This is a genomic window from Lacrimispora algidixylanolytica (genome assembly GCF_003609635.1).
GTDB lineage: Bacteria > Bacillota > Clostridia > Lachnospirales > Lachnospiraceae > Lacrimispora > Lacrimispora algidixylanolytica.
Window position 1 is genome coordinate 175083 of record NZ_MCIA01000001.1, and the last position, 17008, is coordinate 192090.

At 41.3% G+C, this 17008-nt stretch carries 18 protein-coding genes; 5 read left to right on the forward strand and 13 right to left on the reverse strand.

Annotated elements, in window-relative coordinates:
- Positions 1 to 12: 12 nt before the first annotated feature.
- The 6 genes from BET01_RS00785 to BET01_RS00810 are packed head-to-tail and all read right to left on the reverse strand — an operon-like array spanning position 13 to position 3380.
- The gene (locus BET01_RS00785; protein ID WP_120194858.1) at positions 13 to 219 is read right to left on the reverse strand and encodes a hypothetical protein; all 207 of its coding nucleotides are present in this window, start codon (positions 217 to 219) and stop codon (positions 13 to 15) included.
- A gap of 11 nt (positions 220 to 230) precedes the next feature.
- Positions 231 to 1160, reverse strand: coding sequence for an AEC family transporter (locus BET01_RS00790; RefSeq protein ID WP_120194859.1), 930 nt, complete (start codon positions 1158 to 1160; stop codon positions 231 to 233).
- Between the two features lie 45 nt (positions 1161 to 1205).
- Complete coding sequence (locus BET01_RS00795; protein WP_120194860.1) at positions 1206 to 1508, reverse strand: PTS sugar transporter subunit IIB; 303 nt, start codon at positions 1506 to 1508, stop codon at positions 1206 to 1208.
- Positions 1509 to 1522: 14 nt separating this feature from the next.
- Positions 1523 to 1834 (reverse strand): PTS lactose/cellobiose transporter subunit IIA, encoded by a 312-nt coding sequence (locus BET01_RS00800; RefSeq protein ID WP_120195318.1) that lies wholly within the window; start codon positions 1832 to 1834, stop codon positions 1523 to 1525.
- A gap of 20 nt (positions 1835 to 1854) precedes the next feature.
- Positions 1855 to 2040, reverse strand: coding sequence for a hypothetical protein (locus tag BET01_RS00805; protein ID WP_120194861.1), 186 nt, complete (start codon positions 2038 to 2040; stop codon positions 1855 to 1857).
- Positions 2041 to 2069: 29 nt separating this feature from the next.
- Positions 2070 to 3380 (reverse strand): PTS sugar transporter subunit IIC, encoded by a 1311-nt coding sequence (locus BET01_RS00810; protein ID WP_120194862.1) that lies wholly within the window; start codon positions 3378 to 3380, stop codon positions 2070 to 2072.
- A gap of 366 nt (positions 3381 to 3746) precedes the next feature.
- On the opposite strand from BET01_RS00810, the gene BET01_RS00815 reads away from it, so the two are divergent.
- On the forward strand, positions 3747 to 5225 hold the full coding sequence (locus BET01_RS00815) for a family 1 glycosylhydrolase (RefSeq protein ID WP_120194863.1): 1479 nt from the start codon (positions 3747 to 3749) through the stop codon (positions 5223 to 5225).
- A 69-nt stretch (positions 5226 to 5294) separates the two neighbouring features.
- On the opposite strand, the gene BET01_RS00820 is transcribed toward BET01_RS00815, so the two are convergent.
- Positions 5295 to 7208 carry a BglG family transcription antiterminator gene (locus BET01_RS00820; protein WP_120194864.1) on the reverse strand — a complete coding sequence of 638 codons (1914 nt, stop codon included), beginning with the start codon at positions 7206 to 7208 and terminating at the stop codon, positions 5295 to 5297.
- Positions 7209 to 7543: 335 nt separating this feature from the next.
- Between BET01_RS00820 and BET01_RS00825 the strand changes: the two genes are divergently transcribed.
- The 3 genes from BET01_RS00825 to BET01_RS00835 are packed head-to-tail and all read left to right on the forward strand — an operon-like array spanning position 7544 to position 10852.
- Entirely contained in the window at positions 7544 to 8782 is a 1239-nt protein-coding gene (locus tag BET01_RS00825; RefSeq protein ID WP_120194865.1) for a hypothetical protein, read from the forward strand.
- A gap of 11 nt (positions 8783 to 8793) precedes the next feature.
- Positions 8794 to 9480: a response regulator transcription factor gene (locus tag BET01_RS00830; RefSeq protein WP_120194866.1), complete on the forward strand. Its 687-nt coding sequence runs from the start codon at positions 8794 to 8796 to the stop codon at positions 9478 to 9480.
- 4 nt (positions 9481 to 9484) lie between these two features.
- Positions 9485 to 10852 (forward strand): sensor histidine kinase, encoded by a 1368-nt coding sequence (locus BET01_RS00835; RefSeq protein WP_120194867.1) that lies wholly within the window; start codon positions 9485 to 9487, stop codon positions 10850 to 10852.
- Here the strand turns inward: BET01_RS00835 and BET01_RS00840 are convergent.
- Positions 10849 to 11376 (reverse strand): nitroreductase family protein, encoded by a 528-nt coding sequence (locus tag BET01_RS00840; protein WP_243117083.1) that lies wholly within the window; start codon positions 11374 to 11376, stop codon positions 10849 to 10851. The two genes, BET01_RS00835 and BET01_RS00840, sit on opposite strands and share 4 nt — an antisense overlap.
- A gap of 24 nt (positions 11377 to 11400) precedes the next feature.
- Positions 11401 to 12267 (reverse strand): EFR1 family ferrodoxin, encoded by an 867-nt coding sequence (locus BET01_RS00845; protein WP_120194868.1) that lies wholly within the window; start codon positions 12265 to 12267, stop codon positions 11401 to 11403.
- 121 nt (positions 12268 to 12388) lie between these two features.
- On the opposite strand from BET01_RS00845, the gene BET01_RS00850 reads away from it, so the two are divergent.
- Positions 12389 to 12991, forward strand: a complete 603-nt coding sequence (locus BET01_RS00850; protein ID WP_120194869.1) for a hypothetical protein — start codon at positions 12389 to 12391, stop codon at positions 12989 to 12991.
- 136 nt (positions 12992 to 13127) lie between these two features.
- On the opposite strand, the gene BET01_RS00855 is transcribed toward BET01_RS00850, so the two are convergent.
- From BET01_RS00855 to BET01_RS00875, 4 genes are all read right to left on the reverse strand, one after another.
- Entirely contained in the window at positions 13128 to 13952 is an 825-nt protein-coding gene (locus BET01_RS00855) for a YitT family protein (RefSeq protein WP_158584955.1), read from the reverse strand.
- A 275-nt stretch (positions 13953 to 14227) separates the two neighbouring features.
- Entirely contained in the window at positions 14228 to 15277 is a 1050-nt protein-coding gene (gene hydE / locus BET01_RS00860; RefSeq protein ID WP_120194871.1) for a [FeFe] hydrogenase H-cluster radical SAM maturase HydE, read from the reverse strand.
- Between the two features lie 201 nt (positions 15278 to 15478).
- Positions 15479 to 16090: an NUDIX hydrolase gene (locus BET01_RS00870; protein ID WP_120194872.1), complete on the reverse strand. Its 612-nt coding sequence runs from the start codon at positions 16088 to 16090 to the stop codon at positions 15479 to 15481.
- Between the two features lie 70 nt (positions 16091 to 16160).
- Positions 16161 to 16988, reverse strand: coding sequence for a MerR family transcriptional regulator (locus tag BET01_RS00875; protein ID WP_120194873.1), 828 nt, complete (start codon positions 16986 to 16988; stop codon positions 16161 to 16163).
- Between the last annotated feature and the right edge of the window lie 20 nt (positions 16989 to 17008).

A 17008-nucleotide genomic window follows, 5' to 3' on the forward strand; every position in this document is an offset into this window, starting at 1 on the left:
TTTTCGATTGCTCTATTGTGGAAGAACCTGGAAATATATGGCCGCCAGATCTTTATTTCCCTTCCATTTTTTCTTTAAGACTTCTGCTTTCTTTGCGTCCTCGCCTTGAGGATTTTCAAAGATTAGCTTCATGCCTGTCTTCTTTACAAATATTAGACCTTCCTCTTCTGCTGCCTTTTGAAATATGTCCGCTCTAAGTGGTGTATTAATTACAATCATGGTTTCTCCTTTTACGAAAAGATTCTGCCTACTGCCAGCATAATGATTGGTATGGTGAGTAAGGATAAGGACGTGGTGATGGCAAGTAGCTTCGATGCATACTGGCTGTTCTTCTGATACTGCATGGCAAACATGGTTCCCATAGCCCCACTTGGGCAGGCTGCTGCAATGAGGACCGTAACCGCAATAACCCTGTCTACCTGAACCACCATTAATAACCCTAGGGTCACAAGTGGTACTATAATCAGCCTTGCGGCACTTAGCAAATAGGTTCTGGGAGTTCTTAAAGAGGAAAGCAAATCACTCTCTGCTAAATTTATCCCGGAAATCAGCATTGCCATGGGGGTATTCATGCTCCCGATCATTGTCACAGGATCCGCAATTAGTTTGGGAAGTTTTATTCCTGTTATGTATAGGATCAATCCTGCAAAGATCGCCAGGTTCGAGGGCTGGATAAAGTTTTTAGCCGTATCTTTCAAGCTTTCCGTCTTCCCTTTCATCAGTATGATGCCATGGGACCATACAAATAGGTTGAACACCGTTAGGTAAGAGGTCATATAAAAAACTCCCTCCCCTCCTAAAAGTCCATCCACAAGGGGAATACCAATAAAGCCACAATTGGAATAAACAATTGACATTCGTTCTACTGCCACATCAGGGCTACTGTGTTTTGGAACCAACAGATTGGAGATTATGATAGCTACTAAAAAACTTGCAAAAGACAATCCAGCAGTCACAGCCAGCCCCACCAGTCGGTTTTTATCAAATTCCATTTGATAAGACATGAGGATGACACAAGGCGAGATCACATACAAGAGAATGGAGGTCATACGACTCCCGGTTGTGCTATCAGCTGCCTTTGCCTTAAAAGCAGCCACCCCTATAAGCAAGATAAAGAACATCTCCAAAATTTTCTTCACGGTAATCAAAGCTAAATCCATATCTCTTTATTCCACTCTTTCTGCCACTCAAAATTAGTCTTCTAATTAATCTCCTAAGGCCTTTTTAACCTGGGCTATGACCTTTGCACCGTTCATGGTGCCATAAGCTTGCATATCAATGCATTCAACGATCTTGCCAGGACAGTCTTTCTCCACCTTTGATTTGCTAAAACGAACCTGAGGTCCTAATAGTATAATATCTGCGTCTGGACCCTTTTCTCTGGTGCTCGCCAGGGCATATGCATTGATCACGCATTCATAATTATCTTTTGATGCTGCTTCTTTCATCTTATTAACCAGCAGGCTGGTAGACATTCCTGCTGCGCAAAATAATACAATATTCCTCATAAAAAACTTCCTTTCTATGATACCATATTTTTTCTTAATATATCAATCATTTCCTTACAGAGGTCCATAACTGTCATGGCATTCATCAGATGATCCTGGGCGTGAACCATTAAAAGGCCAACTTCAACCTTGTTTCCATTTAGTTCATTTTGGATCATTTCAGTTTGGATTTCATGTGCTTCCAGAATCGTTCTGTCTGCATCCTCCATCTGCTCCTCAGCGAGATCAAACTCCCCGTTTTTTGCAGCACGCAACGCTTCAATCGCAGTACTTCTGGCATTCCCGGCACTGACTACAAGCTTCATAACAATCATTTCCATATCCATTTCTAACAAGCCTCTCTCTCTTAACCTGCGATTATGAGTTTCACTAAAGTAATCAGGGTAATTCCAACAATCATGGTCCACACCCACTTTTCCGATCTCCGAAATTCTGAATTTCTTCTTAAGACTCGGTACAACCCAAAGGGCGGGGCAAAGATAAGCCAGAAATACGTTATCATTCTTTCTCTGGTAAAAACCTCTTCCATCATAATCACCTCATGCTGTTATTGTATTCTTTTTATTCTTCTGTTTCAACCCTCTGCCGGTTGGATGCGAGCACAAAGGGAATGTACACAACAAAGGCAAGAAGGATACAAAGAATCTGGGTTACTGCTGCTCCAATATTTCCTCCAGAACATAGAAATGCCATAAGTCCCGGTGGTGTGGTCCAGGGTGCATTCACCACCATTCTGCCTGCAAAACCAAGGTTTGTCATGGCATACGCAAAGGTGGCAGATACTGCCGGCGCAATCATAAACGGAATTGCCATAATGGGGTTCATGACCACCGGAAGACCAAAGATAATAGGTTCATTGATATTAAAGATGGCACAGGGGATTGCAAGCTTTGCGATAGCCTTAAAATCATCCCGCTTTGAAAATATCATAATGGCAATAATTAATCCTCCAGTGATTCCTGCCCCGGTAACGGTAGAAAAGCAGGACATAAACGGAGTGTTAATGATATTAGGAATGGGTGCACCTGCTGCATAGGCTGCTTCATTTTCTGCAAAAGCTGCTAATAGGATTGGCTCGTATACTGCTTTCGTCACCTGGGTTCCATGAATACCAAAGCTCCATAGCAAAGTGGTAATAAAAATAAGAGTGATGTAACCTGGGAAGCTAGTAAGAATATTGGATAAAGGTTTTTGGATAAAGGCAATGATGGCGTTAAAGAGAGTCATGCCAGTCACCATCTCAAATATCATTCCAATTCCTGAAACTATAATAATGGTGATCAGGGACGGAAATAAAATGGTAAAGGACCTGGCTACATTGGATGGTACGCTGTCTGGCATATGGATCTCAAACTTACCGCTCTTAACCAGTTTACAGTAGATCTCAGTGGCTGCCACAGACGCAAACATACCTACAAATAATCCCTGAGCGTTGGTGTACATTCTACCAAGTACATTGGCTACTATCACTTCGCTTCCATCGACCGCTTTTCCCGTGGCAGTAAAGGCACAAAGAGAGATATAGGCTCCAAGTGCCACCACTGGAAGTGCCTTATCTTTGATCTCGTAATGTTCTCCCAGCTCCATGGCAATGAGGATCACACAGCCAATTGCAATGAAGTTCATGGTTCCATAGTTTGCAGCCGTAAACATGGGATTTAGCTTTCCTAGAAAGCTAAGCCCAGGAACGTTTGCAAGGCTGAAGAAGCCTGGCGTGGTACTGCAGATAACATTAGAAAAAAGGGTACAAAATGAGCCGACGATAATAATTGGCAGCAGGCTCATAAACGCATTTTTAATGGCTGCCAGATGTCGTTGTGTCTGCATGACTCCTGCAACAGAAAGCAGACCATTCATAATCTTTTCTTTCATCTCTTCCTCCATATCCACCGTATAAAACGGTACTCCTACTTAGGACTTAAATACTCCCCTTTAAGTCCTCCCCACTTGCTTAAATCCTTTCAGAACCGTTGGTAAGCACCCCATATTTTTGTGCACATTATATGTTTCATCAGGTGTGTTCAACGTTTTTTTGTAATGTATTGACATGATAACATACTTTTTTTTAGAACTCCATGAGGTCTTTTTCCATTTTCATAATGGCACTTTCTTCTTCCCTCTTCCGGGGAAGCCATGACCACAATCAATATGGAAAAACTGTGCTTTGAGATTGTTTTCTAACTTTGATATAATGATCTCATCTTAATTTCATAGACTTTTAAAAAAGGAGGGGTACACATGAATCAAAGAAATGCATTCCCGGATGGCTTCCTCTGGGGTGGAGCAACGGCGGCGAACCAGGTGGAGGGCGGCTATAAAAAGGGTGGTAAAGGGATTTCCGTTTCCGACTGCGCAAAAGCTCATTATGATACGGATGTTACCAATTACAAGGCCCATAATACCGTAACCACGAAGGACATTGAAGAAGCCCTTGCTACGGATGACCAAGTATATTATCCAAAACGCCATGGCTCTGAATTTTTTCACCATTATAAAGAGGACATCCGGCTTTTTGCAGAGATGGGCTTTAAGGTTTATCGTATGTCCATCGCATGGTCTAGAATTTTTCCTAACGGAGATGATAAAACGCCCAATGAAGAAGGGCTTAAATTCTATGACAATGTATTTGATGAACTTCTTAAATACGGCATCGAACCTCTGGTCACCATGTCTCATTATGAACCTCCCATTAATCTTGTCTTAAACTACAAAGGCTGGTACTCCAGGGAGACGGTAGGGTTCTTTCTTCAATTTGTGGAGACCATCTGCAACCGTTATAAAGATAAGGTAAAATACTGGCTCACTTTTAATGAGGTGGACTCTATCATCCGCCATCCCTTTACCACCGGCGCCTTGATTGAGGATCGATTCCCGAATCAAAACTTTGAAGAAGTGATCTTCCAGGCCATGCACCACCAGTTTGTCGCCTCTGCTTACGCAACAAAGATCTGCCATGAGACCATACCTGGCTCTCTTGTTGGCTGTATGCTGACCAAGCTGACCTATTACCCCTATACTTGTAAGCCTGAGGATGTTTTAAAAGCCCAGCAGACCATGCGGGGCACCTACTGCTACAGCGACACCCAAGTGTTTGGGGAATACCCAGCCTACCTTCTTTCCCGGTTCAAAAACAAAGGCATACACATTCAAAAGGAAATGGGGGACGATGAGATCATGAAAGCTTATCCTGTTGATTTCGTATCCTTTTCCTATTACAATTCCTCCTGTTCTGCAGAGGACACCTCAAAGTTAAGCATGACCCCGGGCAATACCATCAATGCCCTTAAGAATCCTCATTTAGAGGCTTCTGACTGGGGCTGGCAGATTGATCCTACGGGACTTCGTATCTCCATGGTGGATCTGTATGACCGCTACCGAAAGCCTTTATTCATTGTAGAGAATGGGCTGGGAGCAAAAGATGAAGTAGGGGAAGACGGCGCCATTGACGATACATACCGTATTGAATATTTCAAAGAACACCTAAAGGCAGTTTCAGATGCCATCACAACCGATGGAGTGGAATGTCTTGGTTATACCTCTTGGGGATGTATTGACATTGTTTCCGAGTCCACAAAACAGATGTCAAAGCGCTACGGCTTTATCTACGTGGACTGTGATGACTATGGAAATGGAACTTATAAGCGCCTTAAGAAAAAGTCCTTTGACTGGTATCAAAAGGTTATTGAGACCAATGGCTTAAGCTTATATGAGGATTGATAGAATTTAAAAGAAGACGTGTAAAAGGGAAGGAATCTTTTGCACATCTTCTTTTTTTTGTGATTTATCTCATAGTTCCTTGGGAAGCTGTTCTTCGATGCTTATCATGGCTTTGATAAATGCCTCATAATCTTGTTTCTTAACCAGATTTTGAATCTGCTTCTGGCTTAATAAAAATGCGGCAGTCATCTGGTAGAAACGCTGTAGCTCCACACTGGTATGGTCCTTATTGGCAATGGAGACAAGGAACACGGCCCGCACCTTTTGCCCTCCCCAGTCCACCGGCTCGTCAAGAATTCCAACGCAGACAAAGGTTTCCTCGCTGATGGCTTTATAAACGTGAGGCATAGCCACCATGTTTCCAAATGCCGTCTTTGCAAGCCTTTCCCGCTTTAAGACGGATTCATAAAATTCCTCAGGCAGCTTTTTTTCCTCCATTACAAAGTGGCACATGCAGCGAAGGACTTCTTCCTTTGTCCGGAACTTTAAATGAGGCAGAAACATCTCTTTTTTATAATAATGCCCTACTTGTGAGGTTTTTTCAGAGGTAAGGACCTTTTTTACATTTACAATGTCCTTATCATCTAGAAAGTATTGAACCTCCAATATGGGAATTGGGACCGCAACCGTAATGGGTACGGTGGTAAAGATGTAATCATAATTGGTAAAATCCTTTTTCAAGAGACTTCCTACATCACAGACTGTGATGTTATTTATGTAATCCTTAAAGGAATTCTGGTATTTGTACTGGAGTAGCTTTGCGCTTCCCCTGCCAGAGGAACAGACAAGCAATATATTCTTTTTCTGGATCTCTGTTTTCTTTCGCTCAAGGGCGAGAGCAAAGGCAAAAGCGAAATAAGCAATCTCATCCTCAGATAAAAGAACATGAAAATACTCATTGAGAACCGTGACTCCACTGCTTGCCATAGCATAGGAAAGACAGAACTTTTCCTTTACATCCCGAAGCAAAGGATTTTTTAAGTTCATATCGTATTTGATTCGGACGCTTAAAGGGACCAGATGCTGGCATAATAACATTTGTAGTTCCAAATCACTGCGAAAATCAAATTTAAAAAGGTCGTAGACCCGCTCTAGCATGGAAATCACCAGATCGCTGATCTCCTGAGTGATAATCACGTTTTGCTCTGCTTCATCGGCAGGATAGATCATCTTCTTCCCTGCCAGGTGAATGGCGATATAAACGATCTCCGTCTCAGGAAAAGAAATATGAAAGGCAGATTCAAGTTGGATCACGATTTCCTTTGCAATCCGATACTCAAACCGGTCGTTCATTTGCTCCATAGGTTCTTTGGAGAGAGGAACATAATGGCACTCCATAATACGGCTTATTGCAATATAAAGATGAACCACAAGATTTTGATAAGAGGCTCCTGTAATGTAGTAATCATTGCTTTTTAAAACGGAAGAAACACAGACTGCAATTTCATCCATGCTTTGATTCCCTTTATGAAGTCGGTTTCCGGAAAAGGAAGCAATGCATAACCTGGCATCAAATTCTCCGCCTTCCAGCTTAATGCCGTAATTGGGCTTTCGTATTACTTTTATGTTAAACTGGTTGATGTATTGCTCTACTTCCTTTAAATCTGCAGTTAAAGTTCGTTTTGAAATATAAAGGCTGTCGCTTAATTCATCTAGCTTTACATAGGAAGGACTGTTAAACAAATACTCTAACAAGTACTGAATCCGCTCCTCTGACGTTCCCGGCAGATACTCATCAGCAAGACGGGAGTATATTTTTCCCTTAATGGAATCAAACTTTTCTTTATCCGATATGTGTAAATAATATCCCACCCCGTATTTGGAACGAATGACAGCTCCATAAGCTTCCATCTCTTGGTTCATCTCTTTTAATAGATTTCTTATGGTTTTTGTACCCACATGAATCTGCTGCGCCAGATGTTGTGCGGTATCGTATTCTTTGTCTGACAAAATATCAAGGATCTGTCTCTTTCGTCTGTCCATATATGTTCACTCCTTATTCATCATGCCAGCTTGCGCTTCCTAGTGGTATCTTGAAACAGTTTATATTATAATCTCATGGAAGACCCATGATCTTAAATCGTTTTTGTTTGTTATTTCCTTTTTTTACTCTTTTTAATACTTATTTTTATGCACATTCACATAGTAACATAGTTTATAAAGTAACTAAATGACTCTTTTTTCCAATTCCAATGTGGTAAATCTTGCTTACCAGATGCTGTAACCTTTTTGTAACCCCATCGCTCTAGAAAACAGCTATAATACAAAGGAAGCAGTCGTTACTTGAAATTAATTCACTTTTTAAAAGGAGCAGACATATGAAACTCAAATACGCAAACATGATTCCCCTTTTGCTAACCGGCGTTATTCTTCTTACGGGATGCAAAAATACGGAAAAACAAAATACGATTTCACAGCCACCGAAAGATGACATCGCTGCCATTGGGGCATTTCTTCCCTCTGGTTCCGAACTTCTCGTTCCAGAAAATGCTGCGAAAAAGCAAAGTATCTTCCTAAGTGCCCAGGCGGGAATGGAAGCCCGGGAAGCCTTTCTCTTATACCGGAATACAACAGATAATCGTCAGGCTCACCTTGTCTATCTGACGAAAGAAAATGGAACATGGAAGATAAAAGAAGATATGGAGACTGGATACTTAGGCTTTGATACCTTTGAACTGACTGACCTTGACGGAGATGGGGTTAAGGAGGCAATCGTTGGCGGAGCTGTTTCAAATACCGGTCATGACAACCAGCTTGCCATCTACAAACTAGAAAAGGATAAGCTTACAAAAACATCAGAGTTAAACTACGATGCCCTTTCGATTGCTGATTATACCAAGGACCAGATCCCAGATATCATGGCTATTACAAAAAAGCAGGACAATACCAGTGCGGCAGGACTTTATTCCTATGAAAAAGGAAATCTTAAGTTACTTTCTCAGATAGATTTAGACCCACAAGGATTCTTTGAACATGCCGTATTTGGTACCTTAGCAGATGGAGAAAAAGCACTGTTTGCAGACAGCGGTATGGGTGCGCATTCCATGTTGACTGAGATTATTGTTTATCAAAATGGAAATCTTGAAAAAGTGGGAGATCCTTTGGACCATGTTCTTTTAAAGGAATATCCCATTTACAGCCGAGACATCAATGGAGATGGCATTATAGAAGTGGGAGGTATGTATATTCCTAAGGGCTATGAAGATGCCGCCTTTGCAGAAATTCCATTTATTGATACGTACCAGGATTACAAGCTTGACGGAACCTTTCAGGTGGTAGAAGAACGCTATACCGATCAAGGACAGCATTTTTACATCTCCTTTCCAAAGGAACTGTATGAGGGTGTCACCGTGAAACGCAAGGATAACGAAGTTTTACTTCTTTCCACCCAAGGTGATACCGTATTATTCCAGGTAAAATGGGCCGCAAATAATTCTCTTCCATCTAATGCCGTTGTTCTTGGTAAGACGAAAGAAACGTCCTTTTATACCGAGTTAAAAGAAGAGACAAAAATACCAACAAGCGCATTCCATCTGATGGAGGAAGAATTAAACTGAGGGAAAAGCATATGAGAACAATACTGGTGGTAGAGGATGAGTTATCAATCCGCAGCTTTGTCTGCCTGAATCTAAGAAAAAAAGGATATGAAGTTTTTGAGGCAGAAACAGGGGAAGATGCCCTTCTTGTATTCAAAAGCCAGGCCATCCACGTGGTGCTTTTAGATATCATGCTTCCGGGCATCGATGGCTTTACGGTCTGCGATGAAATGAGGAATTTAAATCCCACTGCTGGAATTATTATGCTTACCGCCCGTACTCAGGATGAGGATAAGGTGAAGGGCCTTTTACTAGGCGCAGATGATTACCTGACAAAGCCATTTCAAATGAGTGAGCTGGAGGCAAGAATTCTTTCCCTTCTGCGCCGCTTATCTCTTGTGGCAGAAAAAGATATGGCCGGAGTTCTTGTATCCGGCCCCTTTTCCCTTAACAGCCTTCACAATCAATTAACAAATGAAGGGCTTGAAATTAAGATTACCCCCACCGAAGTCTGCCTGCTACAATTTCTTATCTCAAATAAAAATAAGGGATTTACCAGAGATGAAATTCTAGACCAGGTTTGGGGAACCAATTATTCGGGAGATCCTAAGGTGGTAGATGTGAACATCAGACGAATCCGAACAAAATTGGAGTCGGACCCTAAAAATCCCAGGTACTTGTGTACAGAATGGGGCTACGGATATGTGTGGAAGGAGTGAGTCCATGAAACGAAAAGTAGTTTCCTATTTCATGCTTTTGACCATTTTGACCCTGACTCTTGTCATGGTCTGTTTTGGCATTGGAATGCGGCGGTATTTTTACCAGGAACTGGCAAATGGGGTGAAGAACCATACAGAGGCAGTTCCTTTTGTATGGGCTGAACTTGGAACATTTACAGGGGAAGATCTAAAAAGGAAAAGCAATGATATTATCAAATTCTATGAGATGGAGGGCACCAATCTCTTACTACTCACCAGAAATGGAGATCCCATTCAATCCACAACTGGATATCTAAACGATCACAGGGAAACCATTGACTCCGAGGTCTTATCATTTGAGACCGTATACAAGGTGGAAAAAGGAACTGGGCAGAGAGTTATGGTTGTTTACACCCCCCTGTTCTATCACGGTCAGACCGTTGCTGTTTTAAAATATGAAACACCACTAACAGAGACCGACCAACGAATCTATACCCTTCTCAACTGGGGATTTTTCGTCTGCCTGATGGTGGCAAGCGTTGCATTCCTAGTAAGTTTACGCCTTGGTAATTCCATTGTGCTGCCTTTAAAAAATATTATCTTGTTGACAAAACGAATGGCAGAAGGAAATTATCAGGAAAAAATTGAAGAATCCTACCCTTACGAGGCAGGAGAATTGGTATACATGCTAAATTACATGGCAGATGAGATCACGAAGGCGGACCGGATGAAAAGTGATTTTATTTCCTCCATCTCCCATGAGTTAAGGACCCCACTGACTGGAATCAAGGGTTGGGTAGAAACCATAAAGGAGCCTGACGGTCTGACAGAAGAAGAGATGAGGTTTGGACTTAGAATTATGGAAGAAGAAACGGAACGTCTGATTCGAATGGTGGAGAGCCTGCTGGACTTCTCCAGGTACCAGTCTGACCGTATGGTATTAGACCGTTCTCCCATCGCTTTAGATGAACTGGTTGAAAAGGTAAGTTTGGGACTTATAAAAAAAGCAGAGAAAAAGAACATCCGACTGATTCGTGACCTTACTCCCGTAAGGATAGAGGGGGACTGGGATAAGTTAAAACAGGTTGTCATTAACGTATTAGACAATGGGATTAAATTTTCAGAAAAAAACAGTGAGATTGTAATTACCATGACAGCCCCAAAAGACTGGGTCCATCTGGTGATCCAAGATACCGGAATCGGTGTAAAAGAGGAACATCTAACATACATCACTCATTCCTTTTTTAAGGCAGATAAACGTTCCCCAGGGGAAGGGCTTGGGTTAGCCATCTCTCAGAGAATTATGGCCCTTCATGGGGGCAGCCTTTCCATTGAAAGTGAGTATGGAAAGGGCACCTCCGTTACCATGAAGCTTCCTTTGATAAAGGATTAATATACTTCTGTATGAACTTTGAAAGGATCTGCATCTTTGTCTTCATATGGTTGCCGTTCCTCTGCCTTATGACCAAGAGCCAGAAGGCATAAAACGCCAAATTTTTCAGGAATGCCAAGGACCTGCCTTACGGCTGCTTCTGAATCCCCATTCGCACACTCCCGCTTACGGATCTGAATCCATACAGAACCAAGGGAAAGGCTTTCTGCTTCAAGCTGCATCATAATGGCAGCGATGGAGGCGTCCTCTACCCATACGTCACTTTTTTCACTGTCTGCAATGATTACAATGACCAAAGGAGCGGTATCAAGGCCTGAAGTCCCAAAGCTTTTACATTCCTTTAAATTCTTTATGGTTTCCTTCTCTTCTACGACGATAAATTCCACAGGCTTTTTGCTCTTGGAAGAAGGGGCAAAAAGTCCTGCTTTTAAAATTGCTCCCAGACTTTCTTTTGAGACTCCCTCTTCCTTAAATTTTCTGATAGATCTTCTCTTTTTTATTACTTCCATCATCTCATTGGACATCTACGTTCTCCTTTTCTTGTTATCTCATTTATTTAAATACTTCATGACACCTTCCCATTGATCTCCTGATTTTGATGTATATGCTTCTTGTTTGGGCTCCTTTGCTGCAAGGCGGCTCATCTTTTTGATATCGTACCCGTCCTTTAGTACAATGGACTTCATAATTCCCGGTAAAATAGCTCTTCGGTTACAGGCATAGACGCATTTTAAGCACCACATGCAACGCCAGCCAAATTGTGGTCTTCCGTTTACCATTTTAATGTTCTTTTTGGGACAATTCTTTACACAAAGACCGCACTGGTTGCAATCACTGGTTGCATATAGGTTTTTACCAAAGATGCTGCCTCCTAAATGCTCTGCCACTCCAAAGGTAGTGATGAGTCGATCTTTTGTCTTTGGCGCGGTAAGTCGTTTTTCCCCTTCCAAAAGCTCATTGATTATGGTTTCCACCTTCTCTGGAAGTACCGTTAATAGAGCCAGATTTAGATGAGGTTCTGCCTGAGTCGCAAAGTTTGATGGCATCACCAGCATGTTTTCATAGACTACATCGTATCCCCTTCGTGTTAAATACCGTTTGGCCGGAACACGACAGGCTGTATTAGGAGATACCTCTCCTCCTCCGGAGACGGAAAGAACTGCCACAGGCCTTTGTTTTCCATCTGGAAGTTTTTTAAGAAAGCTTTCTGTCAGCTCTGCCAATCGGTAGGCATAGATTGGGGATAAAATAATAAGTAGATCTGACACTTCCACATTGGATGGAGATATCTTTGCCATATTCTGTTTATGTATCTTGATTCCCCGCTCTGTAAACTGTCGTTCCAGACAACTCGCTGCGTGTTCCGTACTGCCTGTTCCCGAGAAATAGAGAAGCGTTACCGTGTTATATTCCATTTTTACCCTCCATGAAATCTTTTTAATTCCTATGACGTTTCGAATATGTTGTAGTTTCTAAAATATTTTTCTTTATTTCCGCATACATTAATAACAAATTTCTTAGTTTCAGGAGCCTAATATGAGCGATCAAAACGGTGTCACCGGTGGAACCATAGTCCAAAACGGGGATGTTATGCAGGTCCAGAACGCTTTGGTAGAAGAAGTCTATACTCCGAACAGCAGAACCGGGTATATAAAAATCTCTTATTCCATACCAGGGGAACGAGAAATGGTATTCACCGATCTTCTTCAGTTAAATGTAGGTTGGAACACCATTCTTATCAATCAATTCAATGAATCCATCAGCTTATGCCGGATCCTGAAAGGAATGACAATCAATGCTTGGTTTTCCACGGATATCACTGACGGTACCCCTCCCCAGTCAAATGCCTACCGAATCGTAGCATTTCTTCCAGCTCCTAACATCCGGGTTATCATTGATAGAATTACTTCCATCGATACCCAAAATGGGTTTCTCTACGTGGGTAACCCCAAGAATGAGGTGGAACAAATTCGTTTTATTATTTCCAACATGACTCAGATTCTGGATCAGGAAAATAGAGTGATTCCTCTTAATTCCCTTCAAACTGGTCAAATGGTTCGAGTGGAATACGGAGATATCGTAACTGCCAGTATCCCGCCTCAAACACCGGCCTATTTAGTTCAGTTGCTTACTTACTGACACCATATGAAAGGTGGGCTCTTGCCCTATTTCTTCTCATTATAAGAGACTCTCGCCTTTTATTCAATATAAAAAGGACCTGCCAGAAAAATTATACTTTTCCGGCAGGTCTTTTCATATCCCAATTATTTATTCCTTATTCCACATCAAAACCTCTTCCAATGATGCTGTTGCTCCTGCTTGCGCAGATAAAGCTGTCATCTTGTAAGGATTTCACATAATCTCTGATAGCAATCAGCTCCTGTTGGTTTAACACAGACTGAATCAGCATCTTCTTTTTCACGTTGGAGGTATCCATACCTTGAATAAATGTGGCTCCACGATTAAGCTCATCCCGGATAAACTGGGTGATCTCTAAATACTGGTCTGACATAATGCTGACATTATAATATTTCTCAAAGCCAATGATTAATTTATCCGTTACCGCACTCATGATGAAGGTACAAATTAAGGAATAAATAATCATAGTTATATTTCCAAATATAATAGAAGAACAGATAACTACCGTATTAATGATCAGATAATAAGTTCCTACAGAAATTCCCTTTTTCTCTTTTAAATATAAGGCTACAATGGATTCCGGTCCATTGGCAACTCCCTGCTTCATAATAATTCCGCCTGCAATTCCACCTACCAGACCACCACTGACGGCTGCTGCAATAGAATCGGTGTGAAGTGCCGGCAAATAGCGGTTTACGATGCCCACATAGAAGGTGAACATCAAATAACTGAAACCAGCATAAAAAATCTGCTTTTTGTTATAACTAAAAAATGCCCAGATAAAAATCGGCAAAGCCATTAAAATAAGAAGCATCTGTACATCCATTCCTGTCAGACGGTTGACTACCGCTGCCAGCCCCCCAATTCCTGTTGCAACCAAATCATTGGCATTGAGTATCTGACAATACGCACATGCCGAAATAAACTGCCCCACCGCTATCCAAAATAGCTTTTTCTTCATTGCTGTTCTCCTCACAAAGTACCTGAACTCTTTTTCTTGTTCTGTATTTTCTAGCATTACATCGAACATTATTATATATAGTTCATAGCCGTTGCGCAACTACATTTATTTGACATGATTTAATCCATTGTCTATTTATAGATTAAGTCAAGTTTTATTGTCTAAATATTGCAGGGAACGGTGTCTCAATGTTTACAAAGTAGGAGAACACTATCGTTATAAAATCCAAAAATGGTGGAAAGAACCTAAAAAAGTTTGTGAGTATTGTTAAATAATTAACTTGTCTTATCTTCTACAAAATCCCCTCGTTTTTCCACTATTTTATAGCCAATAGAAGAAACCCGGTTTCTCAGGCATACGTTGCATTCTGCGGCCTCTTCCCCGGTACAGATCTTGTTATCATAGAGGTCATATTTCTTGCGGACACCAATAGGGGATAAGTTTGGCATCAACACATTGGAACCGGATAAAATACCTTTTTCTCTTCCTTTGGGATCAAGGGTTCCAAGGGCTGTGGTGGAAGGGAGAAGGGCGTTTGGTAGCATTAATCTTAATATTCCAATGAGAAATAAGGTTAAGTCAACACTTCCAGCCGAAAAATCCCCAAAGGGAGTATCTTTATGGGGGATAAATGGCCCGATTCCCACCATCTGTGGGGATAACTCTTTAATAAATGCAAGATCCTGTGCAAGGCATTCCGGAGTTTGATAAGGAGATCCTACCATAAAACCGGTTCCTACCTGATACCCGATCTTTTTTATGTTCCGAAGACATTCTTTTCTGTTTGACAGGGATAACGACCCGGGGTGAAGCTTCGCGTAATGTTCTTCATTCGCCGTCTCATGGCGAAGGAGATAACGGTCTGCCCCTGCCTCATAATACTTTAAGTACTGGTCGTATGTCTTTTCTCCGATAGAAAGAGTAATGGCGCAGTCCGGGTAACCTTCCCGAATGGATTTGATGATATCAACCATAATCTCATCGGTATAAAAAGGATCTTCTCCTCCCTGAAGTACAAAGGTACGAAAGCCTAACTCATGGCCTGTCTTACAACAGGACAAAATTTCTTCTTTGCTCAGGCGGTAACGGTCCGCATTCCCGTTACCTCTTCGGATCCCACAATAATAGCAGTCATTTTTACAATAATTGGTAAATTCAATCAGACCACGAATGTAAACTTCTTTATCAAAATACTTTTCGCTATAGGTTCTTGCAAGAGAAAACAGGTAATCACTTGTCTCTTGATCATAATTCTGAAGCAAATAAACAAACTCTTCCTTTGAAAGGTCATGTGTCTCATACAGTTTATCGATTAAGTGTTTCATATTATAAGCTCCTTTTCATAGAAGTTCGGTATGTTTATACTACCATTTTAATGAATCAAGGGAAAGTCCTTTTTCATAAATTTTATCAATTACCTTATACTTCTATATTTGAATCTTCATGCCATCATAGGCAAACTCGATTCCTTCGTATTTTCTTTGCAGAGCGTTATAGTCGTCGTAGCTTTTGCCCCATTCTTCTATCTATATAATATGGTACCTCTCCATGAGCTTTACGGCAGACGTAGCCATCTGAGCCGTCATTCCCCAGATCGTGGTGTCTTCATACTGGTAAAAGGAAATTTCATGAGTGCCTTTGACCCATGGATACTCCATCCCTCCTGGTATCCATTCGTACGGAAAGTCCTCTGGTGGCTCCTGAATCAGACGACTGGTAAATGTCTTGGCTGGATGGGTTCTAAAAAACTCCAGTGGAATCTTAACGATAGCCTCTACCTCATCCGTACCGAAGGTGTCCTGATAATCCTTTATGGTTCCAATAAAGGGTTGAACCATTAAATTAAAGGGAGATAGGTACATATCACCAGGTCCTAATACCTGAATCTGTTTTCGCCGTACATATAGTTCTTCCATGGTTTCCCGAATCGCACATGCTCTTAAGGACTCTCCTAGTTCCAGTTTACCGCCTGGAAAACAGATTTCTCCGGGCTGGCGCCTTAATTTTCCTGATCTTTTTTCAAACAATAGATGAGGAACTCCAGAAACTTCAATCACAGGTACTAAAACTGCATACTTACGGAAGGCTTCCTCTCCAATGATTCCTGGTTTCCTGCCAGAAAAATCTTTTTTATTCAAAGTAAATCCCTCCTATTCTTCTATATTTTCTGTCTCAATTTTACCCACAATGAAACCTTATAAAATAACCTCACATGGGAGCTACCGGAATTTGAATCTTCACCACGTACTCATTAGACTCCACACCAGCCAGATGACTCAGCATATCATCCTCATACGCATCCCCATGAATGACCATATGGTTTTTCTCTATAAATAATTTTAGTTGGTTGTAGGTTTCAAATGTCTGCTCATAAGAGCCTTTATGAATTGCTACAGCATAGATTCCCGCCTTCTTTGTATGAACTCGTTCGCTGTTAATGTATGCCCGTATCTTGCTGCTGTAGTATGAAACTCTCATATATTCCCCGGAAAGTATATCTTCTTTTTTTAATATGGCGCCAAGCAACAGCTCTGTTTCCCCACTTAATTCATCACAATACTCAAAATGATCTCTTAGCTTTTCAAGCTCCTGCTTTGCAGAAGCCTCTTCCATCATCTTAACCACAATATAATATTCTTCTCTGCAATCTTCCAAATAAGGAACCCCATATACACAACGTAAGGCCTCTTCCGTGGTCTCAATCGTGGCTAATATTTTATTTCTCATAAGATTCGTCTTTTTTATCTCTGCCTCAAGCTGCATTTCCTTTTGTCTTAGTATAGAAAGAAATAGATCCGGGTTATAATCATTCATATAAGCCTTGATTTCGCTAAGAGAAGAACCTGCCTGCTTTAAGATATGGATGATATCATACGTAAAAAACTGCTTGATGGAATAATAACGATAGCCATTTTGTTTTACCAATTCCGGCTTTAAAATCCCCACCTCATCATAATGGAATAATGTGTGCTTACTCACTCCGCAAAGGTGGGCAAATTCTTTGGTGGTCAAATATTGCTTGTTATTTCCAGACATATGCTTCCCTTTCTATTATT

Excerpts from the sequence above, each read along its gene's own strand:
- BET01_RS00785 (WP_120194858.1), bottom strand. The coding sequence starts at position 219 with ATGATTGTAATTAATACACCACTTAGAGCGGACATATTTCAAAAGGCA.
- BET01_RS00830 (WP_120194866.1), top strand. The coding sequence starts at position 8,794 with ATGAGAACAATACTGGTGGTAGAGGATGAGTTATCAATCCGCAGCTTT.
- BET01_RS00855 (WP_158584955.1), bottom strand. The coding sequence starts at position 13,952 with ATGAAGAAAAAGCTATTTTGGATAGCGGTGGGGCAGTTTATTTCGGCA.
- BET01_RS00835 (WP_120194867.1), top strand. The coding sequence starts at position 9,485 with ATGAAACGAAAAGTAGTTTCCTATTTCATGCTTTTGACCATTTTGACC.
- BET01_RS00840 (WP_243117083.1), bottom strand. The coding sequence starts at position 11,376 with ATGTCCAATGAGATGATGGAAGTAATAAAAAAGAGAAGATCTATCAGA.
- BET01_RS00815 (WP_120194863.1), top strand. The coding sequence starts at position 3,747 with ATGAATCAAAGAAATGCATTCCCGGATGGCTTCCTCTGGGGTGGAGCA.
- BET01_RS00795 (WP_120194860.1), bottom strand. The coding sequence starts at position 1,508 with ATGAGGAATATTGTATTATTTTGCGCAGCAGGAATGTCTACCAGCCTG.
- BET01_RS00810 (WP_120194862.1), bottom strand. The coding sequence starts at position 3,380 with ATGAAAGAAAAGATTATGAATGGTCTGCTTTCTGTTGCAGGAGTCATG.
- BET01_RS00800 (WP_120195318.1), bottom strand. The coding sequence starts at position 1,834 with ATGGATATGGAAATGATTGTTATGAAGCTTGTAGTCAGTGCCGGGAAT.
- BET01_RS00875 (WP_120194873.1), bottom strand. The coding sequence starts at position 16,988 with ATGTCTGGAAATAACAAGCAATATTTGACCACCAAAGAATTTGCCCAC.
- BET01_RS00820 (WP_120194864.1), bottom strand. The coding sequence starts at position 7,208 with ATGGACAGACGAAAGAGACAGATCCTTGATATTTTGTCAGACAAAGAA.
- BET01_RS00805 (WP_120194861.1), bottom strand. The coding sequence starts at position 2,040 with ATGATGGAAGAGGTTTTTACCAGAGAAAGAATGATAACGTATTTCTGG.
- BET01_RS00850 (WP_120194869.1), top strand. The coding sequence starts at position 12,389 with ATGAGCGATCAAAACGGTGTCACCGGTGGAACCATAGTCCAAAACGGG.
- BET01_RS00845 (WP_120194868.1), bottom strand. The coding sequence starts at position 12,267 with ATGGAATATAACACGGTAACGCTTCTCTATTTCTCGGGAACAGGCAGT.
- hydE (WP_120194871.1), bottom strand. The coding sequence starts at position 15,277 with ATGAAACACTTAATCGATAAACTGTATGAGACACATGACCTTTCAAAG.
- BET01_RS00825 (WP_120194865.1), top strand. The coding sequence starts at position 7,544 with ATGAAACTCAAATACGCAAACATGATTCCCCTTTTGCTAACCGGCGTT.
- BET01_RS00790 (WP_120194859.1), bottom strand. The coding sequence starts at position 1,160 with ATGGATTTAGCTTTGATTACCGTGAAGAAAATTTTGGAGATGTTCTTT.